Origin of the sequence: Pseudomonas sp. P39-UII1, from assembly GCF_039672635.1 — a bacterium.
Taxonomy (GTDB): Bacteria; Pseudomonadota; Gammaproteobacteria; order Pseudomonadales; family Pseudomonadaceae; genus Aquipseudomonas.
On record NZ_JBDFPP010000008.1, the window covers coordinates 177860 to 192380 of the forward strand.

Annotated in this window: 13 protein-coding genes; 2 read left to right on the plus strand and 11 right to left on the minus strand. The window is 62.5% G+C overall.

Features of this window, described 5'->3' with window-relative positions; genetic code table 11:
• Positions 1–23: 23 nt before the first annotated feature.
• The 7 genes from ABEH27_RS13325 to gcl form a co-directional block, all read right to left on the minus strand.
• On the minus strand, positions 24–848 hold the full coding sequence (locus ABEH27_RS13325) for an ion transporter (RefSeq protein ID WP_258713983.1): 825 nt from the start codon (positions 846–848) through the stop codon (positions 24–26).
• A gap of 44 nt (positions 849–892) precedes the next feature.
• Entirely contained in the window at positions 893–1768 is an 876-nt protein-coding gene (locus ABEH27_RS13330; RefSeq protein ID WP_346614035.1) for an urea transporter, read from the minus strand.
• A gap of 208 nt (positions 1769–1976) precedes the next feature.
• Positions 1977–3392, minus strand: a complete 1416-nt coding sequence (pyk, locus tag ABEH27_RS13335) for a pyruvate kinase (RefSeq protein WP_346614036.1) — start codon at positions 3390–3392, stop codon at positions 1977–1979.
• Positions 3389–4663, minus strand: a complete 1275-nt coding sequence (locus ABEH27_RS13340; RefSeq protein WP_346614037.1) for a glycerate kinase — start codon at positions 4661–4663, stop codon at positions 3389–3391. The genes pyk and ABEH27_RS13340 overlap by 4 nt, the downstream gene beginning before the upstream one ends.
• A gap of 124 nt (positions 4664–4787) precedes the next feature.
• Positions 4788–5684, minus strand: a complete 897-nt coding sequence (locus tag ABEH27_RS13345; protein ID WP_346614038.1) for a 2-hydroxy-3-oxopropionate reductase — start codon at positions 5682–5684, stop codon at positions 4788–4790.
• Between the two features lie 139 nt (positions 5685–5823).
• A complete protein-coding gene (gene hyi, locus ABEH27_RS13350; protein WP_346614039.1) occupies positions 5824–6606 on the minus strand; it encodes a hydroxypyruvate isomerase in 783 nt (260 codons plus the stop codon).
• 54 nt (positions 6607–6660) lie between these two features.
• Entirely contained in the window at positions 6661–8436 is a 1776-nt protein-coding gene (gene gcl / locus ABEH27_RS13355; RefSeq protein WP_346614040.1) for a glyoxylate carboligase, read from the minus strand.
• Positions 8437–8693: 257 nt separating this feature from the next.
• Here gcl and ABEH27_RS13360 point away from each other — a divergent pair, with 257 nt between their 5' ends.
• Entirely contained in the window at positions 8694–9134 is a 441-nt protein-coding gene (locus tag ABEH27_RS13360) for a heme-binding protein (RefSeq protein WP_346614041.1), read from the plus strand.
• Positions 9135–9269: 135 nt separating this feature from the next.
• On the opposite strand, the gene ABEH27_RS13365 is transcribed toward ABEH27_RS13360, so the two are convergent.
• A complete protein-coding gene (locus ABEH27_RS13365) occupies positions 9270–9881 on the minus strand; it encodes a TetR/AcrR family transcriptional regulator (protein ID WP_346614042.1) in 612 nt (203 codons plus the stop codon).
• Between the two features lie 132 nt (positions 9882–10013).
• Here ABEH27_RS13365 and ABEH27_RS13370 point away from each other — a divergent pair, with 132 nt between their 5' ends.
• Positions 10014–10928 (plus strand): DUF808 domain-containing protein, encoded by a 915-nt coding sequence (locus tag ABEH27_RS13370; protein WP_346614043.1) that lies wholly within the window; start codon positions 10014–10016, stop codon positions 10926–10928.
• Positions 10929–11057: 129 nt separating this feature from the next.
• Here the strand turns inward: ABEH27_RS13370 and ABEH27_RS13375 are convergent, their stop codons facing one another.
• The 3 genes from ABEH27_RS13375 to ABEH27_RS13385 all read right to left on the minus strand — a co-directional run bounded on the left by ABEH27_RS13375 (position 11058) and on the right by ABEH27_RS13385 (position 14474).
• Positions 11058–11840 carry an outer membrane protein OmpK gene (locus tag ABEH27_RS13375; RefSeq protein ID WP_346614044.1) on the minus strand — a complete coding sequence of 261 codons (783 nt, stop codon included), beginning with the start codon at positions 11838–11840 and terminating at the stop codon, positions 11058–11060.
• A 354-nt stretch (positions 11841–12194) separates the two neighbouring features.
• Positions 12195–12980, minus strand: a complete 786-nt coding sequence (locus ABEH27_RS13380; protein ID WP_346614045.1) for an outer membrane protein OmpK — start codon at positions 12978–12980, stop codon at positions 12195–12197.
• 138 nt (positions 12981–13118) lie between these two features.
• Positions 13119–14474, minus strand: a complete 1356-nt coding sequence (locus tag ABEH27_RS13385; RefSeq protein ID WP_346614046.1) for a nucleobase:cation symporter-2 family protein — start codon at positions 14472–14474, stop codon at positions 13119–13121.
• Positions 14475–14521 lie beyond the last annotated feature (47 nt).

Consider the following 14521-nt stretch of genomic DNA (forward strand, 5'->3'; position numbering starts at 1 on the left):
TTAAAGAACAAAAAACGCTTTGGTTATTCCCGCTTGGGAAACAGCGCATTGCCACACCGCGAGCAGAAGGCCGCGCCATGTTCGTGGCTGTTTTTGCGGCAGGTTGGGCAGTCATGCTGCAACTGTTCCCCGCGCATGGCGTTGGCCAGCTCTGCGGTAAAAATCCCGGTGGGCACAGCGATGATCGAGTAACCGGTGATCATCACCAGCGACGACAGCACCTGGCCGAGCGGGGTCTTCGGCACGATATCGCCAAAGCCCACCGTGGTCAGGGTGACGATCGCCCAGTAGATGCCTTTGGGAATGCTGGTAAACCCGTGCTCCGGGCCTTCGATGACGTACATCAAGGTGCCGAACACGGTCACCAGGGTGGATACGGTGACCAGAAAGACGATGATCTTCTGCTTGCTGCCGCGCAGCGCCGCCATCAGGTAGTTGGCCTGCTTGAGGTACTGGCCGAGCTTGAGCACGCGGAAGATTCGCAGCATGCGGATGACACGGATGATCAGCAGGTACTGCGCGTCGCTGTAGTAAATGGCGATGACCCCCGGGACGATCGCCAGCAGGTCGACCAGGCCGTAAAAGCTGAAGGCGTAACGCAGCGGCTTTGGCGAGCAGTACAGGCGTGTCAGGTATTCGGCCAGGAAAATTGCGGTGAAGCCCCACTCGATCCCGGCCAGAAGGCCTGCGTAGCCCTGGTGCACCGCGTCGATGCTGTCGAGGATCACCGTGACCAGGCTGGCCAGGATGATCAGCAGCAGGGTCTTGTCGAAGCGGCGGCCGGCTACGGTGTCGGTCTGGAAGACGATGATGTAGAGCCTTTCGCGCAGGCTCGCTGGGTTGTTCATGGGCTCGGTCCACAGGGCGATGGGCTGAGCCTAGGGGCTGGCTTTCAGCTGTGCAAGCGGCTTGCGTCGCCGCGCTGATTGAGCGACGCCAGATGATTGCCAAAGTGCATCAGCCAGCAGGCTACCACGAAGGGTGCGGTCAGCCCGGCGACAGGCAGCAGTTTGAACAGCGGCTGCAGCACAAGCGCCAGAGCGATGGCCAGCAGGGTGACCCATGGCCGTTCGCCTTGCCGGCTGAACGCCAGCGCCGCCAGCGCCGCGTTGAACCCGTACAGCCCCATCCAGGCAGCCTGTGTCTGCTCAGCCAGCAACGCCACGCCGCCGCCGATGGCCGAGCCGATCACGGCCCACATGGCCGCATAGGGGTTGGCAATGAACATGCCGACGATAATCAGCAGCCCGGCCAATGGATTATCAAGCAGGAAAATCTGGCCGACACCGCGCGCCAGGGCGTACAGCGGGTCTGGCTCGGCAAACATGGCAGTCGAGGGTGCAGCGATCAGCAGGGTGCCCCAGCCCAGTAGCACGAACGGCGCGGTATAAGCGATCAGCAACTTGCCGCCGCGCTTGCGCCATTGGTGGGTGATGATGCTGGACAGGCCGCCGGCCGCGATGATCAGCGGCGGCATGATTGCCGACCACGGCAGCACCGCGCTGACCAGGATGCCGATCAGTACGCCGTTGTAGCAGTACAGCCCGGCCTGGCGGTCGGCGCGGTCGTAGCCGCGGCGCTGGGCCGTCAGCAAGCCGGCGAGGGCACCGAGCAGGGCGCCGCCGACCAGGTTGGGAGCGGTCAGCAGGATGGCCAGCAGGCAGCACAGGCCGCACAGGGGGTTGCGCAGCAGCAGCACCTGGCTGAAACCGTTGAGCAGCGCCGTGGCCCAGTCGGGGCACGGGTTGACGAAATTTTTGCTGTACATGGGCAGTCGGTAAGGTTGATTGATGAGCGGTGGGCCTCTTTGGGCCTCGGTTTTCCGCAGGGTTTTGTAATGGGTACAAGGTGAGGGCTTTTGCCCTCCATTCGCTGGCAAGCCAGCTCCCACAGGTACAGCGGCGCTTTCAAGAGCAGCAGAGTACCGGTGGGAGCCGGCTTGCCGGCGAAAGGGGCGCAGAGCGCCCCCAACAATCTCAGACCAAGGTCTCGATCCGCAGCGTATTAGTCGAACCCGGCTTGCCGAAAGGCACGCCGGCGGTGATCAGCAGCGTGTCGCCACGGCTGGCCATGCCTTGTGCCTGGGCGATCTCCAGCGCGGTCGAGCAGATTTCGTCGACCTGGCGCAGGCGGTCGTTGACCACCGAGTGCACGCCCCAGGCCACGCTCAGGCGGCGGGCGGTGATCAGGTTTGGCGTCAGGTTGAGGATCGGTGCGCGTGGCCGCTCGCGTGCAGCGCGCAGGGTCGAGGCGCCCGACTCGCTGTAGTTGACCAGCACGGCTACCGGCAGAATGCCGCTGATACGGCGGATCGCGCAGCTGATGGCGTCCGACACGGTGGCCTCGGCCTTCGGCCGGCCAACGTCGAGCTGGGCCTGGTAGTCCGGGCCATTTTCCACCTGGCGGATGATCTTGCTCATCATCTGCACGGCTTCCAGCGGGTAGTCACCCGAGGCCGTTTCGGCCGACAGCATCACCGCATCGGCGCCTTCGGCCACGGCGTTGGCCACGTCGGTGACTTCGGCACGGGTGGGTGCCGGCGAGAAGCGCATCGACTCGAGCATCTGCGTGGCGACCACTACCGGTTTACCCAGCTGGCGGCAGGTGCCGATGATACTTTTCTGGATGTGCGGCACGCTCTCGGCCGGTACTTCCACGCCCAGGTCGCCCCGCGCCACCATGATGGCGTCGGACAGCTCGGCGATGGCCTGCAGCTGCTCGACCGCCGATGGCTTCTCGATCTTGGCCATCAGGTAGGCGCGGTCGCCGATCAGCTGGCGCGCCTCAAGGATGTCTTCCGGGCGCTGCACGAACGACAGTGCCACCCAGTCCACGCCCAGCTCCAGGCCGAAGGCCAGGTCGCGGCGGTCCTTTTCGGTGAGCGGGGAGAGGTCCAGCACCGCTTGCGGCACGTTGACGCCCTTGCGGTCGGACAACTCACCGCCGTTCAGCACGGTGGTATCGATAGCGTCGGCGTGCTTGGCGGTCACCCGCAGGCGCAGGCGGCCGTCGTCCACCAGCAGGTCCATGCCGGGCTGCAGCGCGGCAATGATTTCCGGGTGGGGCAGGTTGACCCGCTCGTTGTTGCCGGGCGTCGCGTCCAGGTCCAGGCGCAGTGACTGGCCGCGCTGCAGTTGCACCTTGCCTTCGGCCAGGCGGCCAACGCGCAGTTTCGGCCCCTGCAGGTCCATCAGAATGCCCAGCGGGTAATTCAGCTGCTGCTCGACTTCGCGGATCCACTGGTAGCGCAGGGCGTGGTCGGCGTGTTCGCCGTGGCTGAAGTTGAGGCGGAAGATGTTCACCCCGGCTTCGACCAGCTGGCGGATGTCATCGATGCCATTGATCGCAGGGCCGAGGGTGGCGAGGATTTTGACTTTTTTATCAGGCGTCATGATTGTGCAGTCTCGAGGATCAGGATGGCGCGGAAGTCGTTGACGTTGGTGCGGGTCGGTTCGGTGACGATCAGCGCATCGAGCGCGGCGAAGTAGCCGTAGCCGTTGTTGTTGTCCAGCTCATCGCTGGCCGACAGGCCCAGGGCTTGGGCGCGGGCGTAGCTGCAGGGCGTCATGAAGGCGCCGGCGTTCTCTTCCGAGCCGTCGATGCCGTCGGTGTCACCGGCCAGGGCATACACGCCCGGCAGGCCCTTGAGGCTTTCGGTGAGGCTGAGCAAAAACTCGGCGTTGCGCCCGCCACGGCCATTGCCGCGCACGGTGACGGTGGTTTCGCCGCCAGACAGGATTACGCAAGGCGCCTTGAGCGGCTGGCCGTGCAGGACGATCTGCCGGGCGATGCCGGCATGCACTTTGGCCACTTCGCGCGATTCGCCTTCCAGGTCACCGAGGATCAGCGGGCTGAAGCCGGCCTGGCGGGCTTTTACCGCGGCGGCCTCGAGCGATTGCTGGGGCTTGGCGATCAGCTGGAAATGGCTGCGGGCCAGGGCCGGGTCGTCGGCCTTGACGGTTTCCGAGGCCGGGTTGTTGAGCCAGTCGATGACCGCCCTGGGCGCTTCGATGTTGTAGCGCTTGAGGATCGCCAGGGCGTCAGCCGAGGTGCTCGGGTCGGCCACGGTGGGGCCGGATGCGATGACTGTGGCCAGGTCGCCAGGCACATCGGAAATGGCATAGGTGTAGACGGTGGCCGGCCAGCAGGCCTTGGCCAGGCGGCCGCCCTTGATCGCCGAGAGGTGCTTGCGCACGCAGTTCATCTCGCCGATGGTGGCGCCGGACTTGAGCAGCGCCTTGTTGATGTGTTGCTTGTCGGCCAGGGTCAGGCCTTCGGCTGGCAACGCCAGCAGGGCGGAACCACCGCCGGAAAGCAGGAAGATGACGCGGTCGTCTTCGTTGAGGTTGCTGACCAGTTCCAGCACGCGCTTGGCCACGGCCAGCCCGGCGGCATCAGGGACCGGGTGGGCGGCTTCGACCACTTCGATCTTCTGGCAGTTGGCGCCATGACCGTAACGGGTGACCACCAGCCCGGAGACTTCGCCCTGCCAGCTTTTTTCGACCACTTCGGCCATGGCGGCTGCGGCCTTGCCGGCGCCGATGACGATGACCCGGCCGCTACGGTCGGCGGGCAGGTAGGGTTCGAGGACTTGGCGTGGGTGGGCGGCGGCGATGGCTGTGTCGAACAGGTCGCGGAGAAGTTTTTGCGGATCGACCGACATGGCAGGCTCCCAATTATTGTTGTTCTGCAGAATCGAAAACGCCCCTGGAACTGCCTCCGTGCAGGCCGAACCAGGGGCGGGTGTTGCTCGGTGCGGGGGCTGCGCAACAGCCCCCGAATTCAGCTTATTTGCCTTCGCCGCGGATCGAGAAGTTGGCCATGTGTTCCAGGCCTTTGATCAGCGCCGAGTGGTCCCAGTTGCCGCCGCCCAGTGCCACGCAGGTGCTGAACACTTGCTGGGCGTTGGAGGTGTTGGGCAGGTTGATGCCCAGTTCCTTGGCGCCTTGCAGGGCCAGGTTGAGGTCCTTCTGATGCAGGTTGATGCGGAAGCCTGGGTCGAAGGTGCCTTTGATCATGCGCTCGGCATGCACTTCGAGGATTTTCGACGAGGCGAAGCCGCCCATCAGTGCTTCACGGACCTTGGCTGGGTCGGCGCCGTTCTTGGCGGCGAACAGCAGGGCTTCACTGACGGCCTGGATGTTCAGGGCGACGATGATCTGGTTGGCCACCTTGGCAGTCTGGCCGTCGCCGTTGCCGCCGACGCGGGTGATGTTCTTGCCCATGGCTTCGAACAGCGGCAGGGCGCGCTCGAAGGCTTTCGGGCAGCCACCGACCATGATGCTCAGGGTCGCGGCCTTGGCACCGACTTCGCCGCCGGACACCGGGGCGTCCAGGTAGGCGGCGCCAGTGGCCTTGACCTTCTCGGCGAAGGCCTTGGTGGCGGTCGGCGAGATCGAGCTCATGTCGATCACCACCTTGTTCGGGCCGACACCTTCGGCCACGCCGTTTTCGCCGAACAGGACGCTTTCGACCTGCGGGGTGTCCGGGACCATGATGATGATGAACTCGGCTTCCTGGGCAACCTCTTTCGGGTTGGCCAGGGCCACTGCGCCAGCGGCGATCAGGTCTGCCGGGGCGGCGTCGTGGTGGGTGGAAACGAAGATGCTGTGACCTGCTTTTTGCAGGTTCTGGGCCATGGGTTTGCCCATGATGCCGGTGCCGAGGAAACCGATTTTAGCCATGAGAATTTGCCTCTTTGTAATTATTGAATCTCAAGTGCAACCCGGACCTTGTGGGAGCGGGCTTGCCCGCGAAAGCGGCTGTGAAGCCACTACTGCATTCGCGGGCAAGCCCGCTCCCACAGGTTCGATGTTCTAGCCTTTAGATTGCGTTATGGGTTTTCAGCCAGCCCAGACCGGCTTCGGTCGTGGTCAGCGGCTTGTACTCCGCGCCAATCCAGCCCTGGTAACCGATGCGGTCCAGGTGCTCGAACAGGAAGCGGTAGTTGATCTCGCCGGTACCCGGTTCGTTGCGGCCCGGGTTGTCGGCCAGCTGGATGTGGTTGATCAGCTGCAGGTTGGCTTCCATGGTGCGCGCCAGGTCACCTTCCATGATCTGCATGTGGTAGATGTCGTACTGCAGGAACAGGTTGTCACTGCCGACTTCGGCCTGGATTTCCAGCGCCTGTTGGGTGGTGTTCAGGTAGAAGCCTGGGATGTCGCGGGTGTTGATCATTTCCATGACCAGGCGGATCCCTGCGGCTTTCAATTTTTCGGCGGCAAACTTCAGGTTGTCGACGAAGGTCTTGCGTACGTCGGCGCACTGCAAGCCTTGCGGGCGGATACCGGCCAGGGCGTTGACCTGGGTGTTGCCCAGCACCTTGGCGTATTCGATGGCCTTGTCGACACCGGCGCGGAACTCTTCCACGCGGTCGGGGTGGCAGGTGATGCCACGCTCGCCTTTGGCCCAGTCGCCGGCCGGCAGGTTGAACAGCACCTGGGTCAGGCCGTGCGCATCGAGCTGCTGTTTGATTTCAGCCGCGCTGAAGTCATACGGGAAGAGGTATTCGACGCCGCTGAAACCAGCATCGGCGGCAGCCTTGAAGCGGGCCAGGAAGTCCTGTTCGGTGAACAGCATGGACAGGTTGGCAGCGAAGCGAGGCATGAGTTGTCTCCTTGCGTTGAAGGCCCCCAGGGCGTGCCTGGGGGCGTCAGGCGATCAGTCCAGCAGCGAGATGGCGGTTGGCGCGTCGTTACCGACCAGGGCCAGGTCTTCGAACTCGTTGACCGCGTTGATCTCGGTGCCCATGGAAATGTTGGTCACACGCTCGAGAATCACTTCGACCACCACCGGCACGCGGAACTCTTCGGCCATTTTCTGTGCCTTGAGCAGGGCAGGGGCGATCTGGCCAGGCTCGAACACGCGGATGGCCTTACAGCCCAGGCCTTCGACCACGGCGACATGGTCGACACCGTAGGTGGCGGCGTCGGTGGAGTTGATGTTCTCGAACGCCAGTTGTACACAGTAATCCATGTCGAAGCCACGCTGCGCCTGGCGGATCAGGCCCAGGTAGGCGTTGTTCACCAGTACATGGACATACGGCAGGTTGAACTGCGCGCCCACGGCCAGCTCTTCGATCATGAACTGGAAGTCGTAGTCACCCGACAGTGCGACGACCTTGCGTTTCGGGTCGGCCTTGACCACACCCAGCGCTGCAGGGATGGTCCAGCCCAGCGGGCCGGCCTGGCCGCAGTTGATCCAGTGACGTGGCTTGTACACGTGCAGGAACTGCGCACCGGCGATCTGCGACAGGCCGATGGTGCTGACGTAGGTGGTGTCCTTGCCGAACACTTGGTTCATCTCTTCGTACACGCGCTGCGGCTTGACCGGCACATTGTCGAAGTGGGTCTTGCGCTGCAGGCTCGACTTGCGTTCCTGGCAGTCTTGCAGCCACGCCTTGCGGCACTTCAGTTTGCCGGCGGCTTTCCACTCGCGGGCCACTTCGAGGAACACGTCCAGCGCCTTGCCAGCGTCCGAAACGATACCCAGGTCCGGGGTGAACACGCGGCCGATCTGGGTCGGTTCGATGTCGACGTGCACGAACTTGCGGCCTTCGGTGTAGACATCTACCGAACCGGTGTGGCGGTTGGCCCAGCGGTTACCGATACCGAACACCAGGTCGGATTTCAGCAGGGTGGCGTTGCCATAGCGGTGCGAAGTCTGCAGGCCGACCATGCCGACCATCAGTTCATGGTCGTCCGGGATGGTGCCCCAGCCCATCAGGGTCGGGATAACCGGTACGCCGGTCAGTTCGGCGAACTCGACCAGCTTGTCGCTGGCGTCGGCGTTGATGATGCCGCCACCGGCCACCAGCAGTGGGCGCTCGGCGTCGTTGAGCAGGGCCAGGGCTTTTTCAGCCTGCACGCGGGTAGCGGATGGCTTGTTGACGGCCAGCGGCTCGTAGGCGTCGATGTCGAATTCGATTTCGGCCATCTGCACGTCGAATGGCAGGTCGATCAGCACAGGGCCTGGGCGGCCGGTGCGCATTTCATAGAAGGCCTTCTGGAAGGCGTAAGGCACCTGGCCTGGCTCCAGAACAGTGGTCGCCCACTTGGTCACCGGCTTGACGATGCTGGTGATATCGACCGCCTGGAAGTCTTCCTTGTGCAGGCGTGCACGCGGGGCCTGGCCGGTGATGCAGAGAATCGGGATGGAGTCGGCCGATGCACTGTACAGGCCGGTGACCATGTCGGTGCCGGCTGGGCCGGAGGTGCCGATGCACACGCCGATGTTGCCTGGGTTGGCGCGGGTGTAACCCTCGGCCATGTGCGAGGCGCCTTCAACGTGACGAGCGAGGACGTGATCGATGCCACCGACTTTCTTCAGGGCCGAGTACAACGGGTTGATGGCAGCCCCTGGGATGCCGAACGCGGTATCTACACCTTCACGGCGCATGACCAGAACGGCTGCATCGATTGCTCTCATTTTGCTCATGGGTTGTGCCTCATCGATTTTGTAATTGTATACAACTTGCTTTGTGCCAGAGTGTATTCACGCCTGGCGGTTCAGGTCAATGGGTTTTCATCGGGGGAGGTTGCTTTCGTCCGAGCGCCCAGGAAAACGGCGATTTGCGTCATCGCATACGATCGTTTCAATTTATTGTATACAAAAGTCATTGCAGTTGTGTTCTATTTGGTTGATCGATTTTCAACTGCCCTCAGGGCTTCTCACAACAAGAAGAGGACCTTTCCATGAACGTTTTGAACCTCAAAGTCGCTGTCAGCCTGGTAAACGCCGCACTGGCGGCAGGCCGCAAGATCAATGCAGCGCCGTTGACCGTGGTGGTGCTGGATGCCGGTGGGCATGTGCTGGCTTTGCAGCGCGAAGATGGCGCCAGCCTGATCCGCCCTGAAGTGGCCACAGGCAAGGCCTGGGGGGCGATTGCCCTGGGCAAGGGCTCGCGGCTGCTGGCGCTGGATGCGCAGCAGCGGCCGGCGTTTTTCGCGGCGTTGAATGGTTTGGGTGAACGGCCGGTGGTGCCAGCGCCGGGTGGCGTGCTGGTTCGCGATCAGGACGGTAAAGTGCTGGGTGCGGTGGGGATCAGCGGGGATACGTCGGATATCGACGAGCAGTGTGCGATCAGTGCGATCGAAGAGGTGGGGTTGAAGGCGGATGCGGGTGTAGCGGCCTAAATCTCTATAGGTTGTATTGGCCTCATCGCCGGCAAGCCGGCTCCCACAGGTACACCACCGCTACCAGATAGTGTGGAGTACCTGTGGCAGCTGGCTTGCCGGCGATAGGGCTGCAGAGCAGCCCCTTGGGCCCTGTCAGGCGGCCTCGGGCTCACAGCCCTTGAGCACAAGCCGAATGATGGTCTCGGCTGCTGCTTCATAATCACTGTCGGCCAGCTTGGCCTTGCCGGTGATCACGGAAATCTGCCAGTCGAAATCCGCATAGGTCTGGGTCGCCGCCCAGATGCTGAACATCAGATGGTGCGCATCGACTTTGGCAATTTGCCCACGCTCGATCCAGCGCTGGATGCATTCGATGTTATGGCGTGCCTGCTCGTTGAGCTGCTCCACCTGGTTGGGCGAAAGGTGCGGTGCGCCGTGCATGATCTCGCTGGCGAAAACCTTGGAGGCATGGGGCAAGTCGCGCGAGATGCGTATCTTCGAGCGGATGTACGCACTCAATACTTCCTTGGGGTCACCGTCGGCATTGAACGGCGTCGACGCCTGCATGATCGGCGCGATGATGCTCTCCAGGACCTCGCGGTAGAGGTTGTCCTTGGATTTGAAGTAGTAGTACACGTTGGGCTTGGGCAGGCCGGCCTTGGCCGCGATATCGCTGGTCTTGGTGGCGGCGAAGCCCTTGTCGGCGAATTCCTCGCTGGCCGCGCGCAGGATCAGTTCCTTGTTGCGCTCGCGAATGGTGCTCATGGTCAGGGATCTTCCTCGTGTCTGGCCACCTCTAAGAGGGATCGGGCATGGTAGCACCGGGCCCGAGGGGCGCTCAAGGCAGCGACTTTCGGCTAGACTCCGGCCCACTCACTTCACGGGAAACAGGCAAACATGGCAGGAAGCAGTCTACTGGTACTGATCGACGACATCGCCACGGTGCTCGATGACGTTTCGCTGATGACCAAGGTCGCGGCGAAGAAAACCGCGGGCGTGCTGGGCGACGACCTGGCGCTCAATGCCCAGCAGGTAACCGGCGTGCGTGCCGAGCGTGAGATCCCGGTGGTGTGGGCGGTAGCCAAGGGCTCGTTCGTCAACAAGGCGATCCTGGTGCCAGCGGCGCTGCTGATCAGCGCGTTCATCCCTTGGGCAGTGACCCCGTTGCTGATGATCGGTGGCGCATACCTGTGTTTCGAGGGCTTTGAAAAGCTCGCGCACAAGTTCCTGCATAGCAAGAAGGAAGACGCCGAGCAGCACAGCTCGCACAGTGAGGCGGTGGCAGACCCGAACGTTGACCTGGTGGCTTATGAGAAAACCAAGATCAAGGGCGCGGTGCGCACCGACTTCATTCTCTCGGCCGAAATCATCGCCATTACCCTGGGCACGGTGGCCGACGCGCCGCTGACCCAGCAGATCATCGTGCTGTCGGGCATCGCTATTGTCATGACCGTGGGTGTGTATGGGCTGGTAGGCGGTATCGTCAAGCTCGATGACCTGGGCTTGTGGATGACCCAGAAGGCTTCCAGGGTGGCCCAAGCGGTGGGTAACGGCATCCTGCGGGCCGCGCCGTACATGATGAAGAGCCTGTCGGTGATCGGCACTGCGGCGATGTTTTTGGTCGGTGGCGGGATTCTGGTGCACGGGGTTGCGCCGCTGCATCATGCCATCGAGGCGTTCAGTGAAGGGCGGGGCGGGGCGTTGACCGGGGCGTTGCTCAACGGCGGTGTGGGGATTGTTGCGGGTGCCGCGGTGCTTGCTGTCGTAGCGCTGGCCGGCAAGCTGTGGCGGGCGGTAAAGCCAGCCACCTGATGCGTATGGCCGGGGCAGGCCCCGGATCGCCGGCAAGCCGGCTCCCACAGGTACCCCACCTGTCTCAGGCGCGGCGCTGTCTCTGTAGGAGCCGGCTTGCCGGCGATGGGCTGCAGAGCAGCCCGGTTATCAGAAGTGAACCTTGACCAGGAAGCTCGCCGTGTTCTGGTCGGTGGTGAACCCGTCGGAATCCTTGATACCGTACTTGTTCTTCCAGTAGTCATACTCGAAACCCACGTACAGCTGCTTGTCACCCAGGTGCAACGCCTTGCCCAGGTCATATTTGACCTGCGGGTTGAAGTGCAGGTTGGCGTGGTATTCGCCACGGCGGTTCTCGTCGTTGTCGACCACCCAGTCCATGAAACCGTCGATGAGGATGTCGGACGAGCCTACAGGGATGGTGTAGGACCACACCGGGGTGATCTGCCAGACATTGTCACCGGCGCGGCTGCCATCGGTAGTGCGCTGGTAGAAGTTCAGCTGGAAGTAGTCGAAGCCTGGGATATCCAGGTCGAAGCCCGGGCCGATCAGGTAGGACTCGGTATCACCTTCGCCGAACTCGTAGGTCATCGCCAGCAGCACGTCCTTGACCGGGCCGAAGGCCAGCTTCTGGTCGAAGATCTTGCCGAACGACAAGCGCGGGCTGATCTCGCCGTAATAGGTGTTGTCGCCGTTACCGGCGTCCTTCTTGCCGTTGTAGAAAATCTTGTCGACGAAGATGAAGTTGTCGCCGTACTTCCAGCCATCGGCGTGCTCGAAGGTCACGGTTTGCTGGATTGCCGGGTTGACCTTGAAGTTCTTGCCCCACAGGTAGGTCAGGCTGTTGTTCTGCCACTGCAGCAGGTCGTCGGCATAGGTGGTGCCGCAGGCCAGCAGGCCGCCCGCGAGAATCAGGCTGTTGATGGTACGCATTGCAGATGTCGCTCCCTTGATTGATCTGTTGTCAGCGCTCGGTGGTGGCGCTGTTTTTGTCTTTTGAGTCAGCTTTTTTCGATAGGCCACAGCTATTTGGCAAGAGCTGCGCCAACTTTCCCGGGTTAGCTACAACCTTCCTGCTCGACTCGTTCCGAACGGTTGAAAATGGGTATTTCAGGCTGGCAACACGTTGGCTAACCGCCCGAATTCATTGACTGAGCGGTCAGCAAACGCGGGCAGGATCCGTCCTGCCCTGATCGAGGGGGCGCGCAGATTACTGGCTTGCGCGCCGGGCCTCAAGTGCTCCGTCCTGGAGCACAGTGAATCAAACTTGGGCGTTTGATCAAGTTTTCAGAAATGCACCTTGATCAGTGCACTGGCAACGCTCTGGTTGCTCTCCAGGTTGCCGCGGCTGTCGATGCCATATTTGTCCTTCCAGTAGCTGTATTCGAAGCCGACATACAGCTGCTTGGCGCCCAGGTTAAGCGCCTTGCCCAGGTCGTATTTGACCTGCGGGTTGAAGTGCAGGTTGGCGTGGTAGGTGCCGCGGCGGTTCTGGTCGTTGTCGGGTACCCAGTCCATGTAGCCGTCGATCAGAATGTCCGACCGGCCGACGGGGATGGTGTAGGACCAGCCGGGCGTGATCTGCCAGACGTTGTCACCGGGGCGGCCGCCTTCGGTGTTGCGCACGTAGAAGTTCAGGGTGAAATAGTTGAAGCCGGGAATGTCCAGGTCGAAGCCGGGGCCGATCAGGTAGGCCTCGTTGTCGCCTTCGCCGCGCTCGTAGGTCATGGCCAGCAACACGTCCTTGACCGGGCCGAAGGCCAGCTTCTGGTCGAAGATCTTGCCGAACGACAGGCGCGGGCTGAATTCACCGTAGTAGGTGGTCACGCCTTTGCTGGCGTCGGGCTTGCCGTTGTAGAAGATCTTGTCGACGAACAGGAAGGTGTCGCCGTACTTCCATTTGTTGGCGTGCTCGAACGTGATGGTCTGCTGGATATCAGGGTTGACCTTGAAGTCCTTGCCGTACAGATAGGTCAGGCTTTCGCCATGCCACAGCAGCCATTCGCCTGCGTGCGCGGGGAGGGTGGCCAGCAGGCTGCTGCCCAGCAACAGGCTTGATGCGATGCGCTTCATGTTGTGATTCCCGGACTTATTGTTTTTGTTGGCGGTGTTTTCGGCGCGCAGGCGCCCCGGGCAGCCCATTCCGGCGGGCCGACGGCACAGCGGTTGTAGCGAAAGACGAGAAAGGGCGGCATTGCGCCGCCCTGCAACTCAATGCTGGTGGCAGGCGTCGTTATGCGCCGCGCGATCAGCGCCACCGAGGATGTTGAACAGCACGTTCAGCACCAAGGCACTGACCGTGGCCATGGCGATGCCACTGTGGGTGATGGGTTCCATCCATTGCGGCATCTGCGCGAAGAACTCCGGGCGCACCACAGGGATCAGGCCGAAGCCCACACTGACCGCAACCAGCAGCTGGTTGCGACGGTCGCCGATGTCCGCTTCCTGGAGGATCTTGATCCCGGTGGCGGTGACCATGCCGAACATGGCGATGGACGCGCCGCCCAGTACCGCAGGCGGGATCGAGGCAATCAGGAAGGCGGCCTTGGGCAGCAGGCTGAGCAGGATCAGCAGCCCGCCAGCCACGATGGTGACGAAGCGGCAACGTACCCCGGTCATCTGCACCAGGCCGATGTTCTGCGCAAAGGAGGAGTGGGTGAAGGTGTTGAAGAACCCGGCAATGAACGACGCACCGGCGTCGCACAGCAGGCCACGGCGAAGCATGCCAGGGGTGACTTCACGATCGGTCACCTTGCCCAGGGCGAGGAACATGCCGGTGGACTCGACGAAGATGATCACCACCACCAGGCACATCGACAGGATCGGTGCCAGGCTGAAGGTCGGCATGCCGAAGTGCAGTGGCGTGACCACTTGCAGCCACGGTGCTTCGTTCAGGCCGGACAGGTCAACCATGCCGATGGAGCCCGCCAGGATGTAGCCCAGGCCCATGCCCACCAGCACCGACACGTTGACCCAGAAGCCACGCATGAAGCGGTTGATCAGCAGGATCACGGCCAGCACCAGGCCCGCCACCATCAGGTAGATCGGCGAGCCGAAGGCTTCTGCCTCATGGCCGCCACCGGCCCAGTTGACCGCAACCGGGAACAGCGAGAGGCCGATCGAGGTAATGACGGTGCCGGTGACCAGCGGTGGGAAGAAGCGTACGACCTTGGACATGAACGGCGCGATGAGCATGCCGAAGAACCCGGCGGCGATGGTCGCCCCGAAGATCCCCTGCAGGCCCACGCCAGGCATGCCAGCCATGGCCACCATGCTGCCGACGGCAGCGAAACTGGCGCCCATCATCACCGGCATGCGGATCCCTACCGGGCCGATACCGAACGACTGGATGATGGTGGCGACGCCTGCGACCAGCAGGTCGGCGTTGATCAGGAAAGCGACTTCTTCACGGGACAATCCGGCAGCCTGGCCAATGATCAAAGGCACGGCAATCGCCCCTCCGTACATCAGCAGAACGTGTTGCAGGCCAACCAGGATCAGTTGGAACAGGGGCAGAGGCTCTCGCGGCGGCGCAACAGGAATGTACGCCTTGCGTGACTCGGACATGCAGCACCTCGAGTTTTGTTTTTATTCTCGGATCCAAGCGCCAGGCG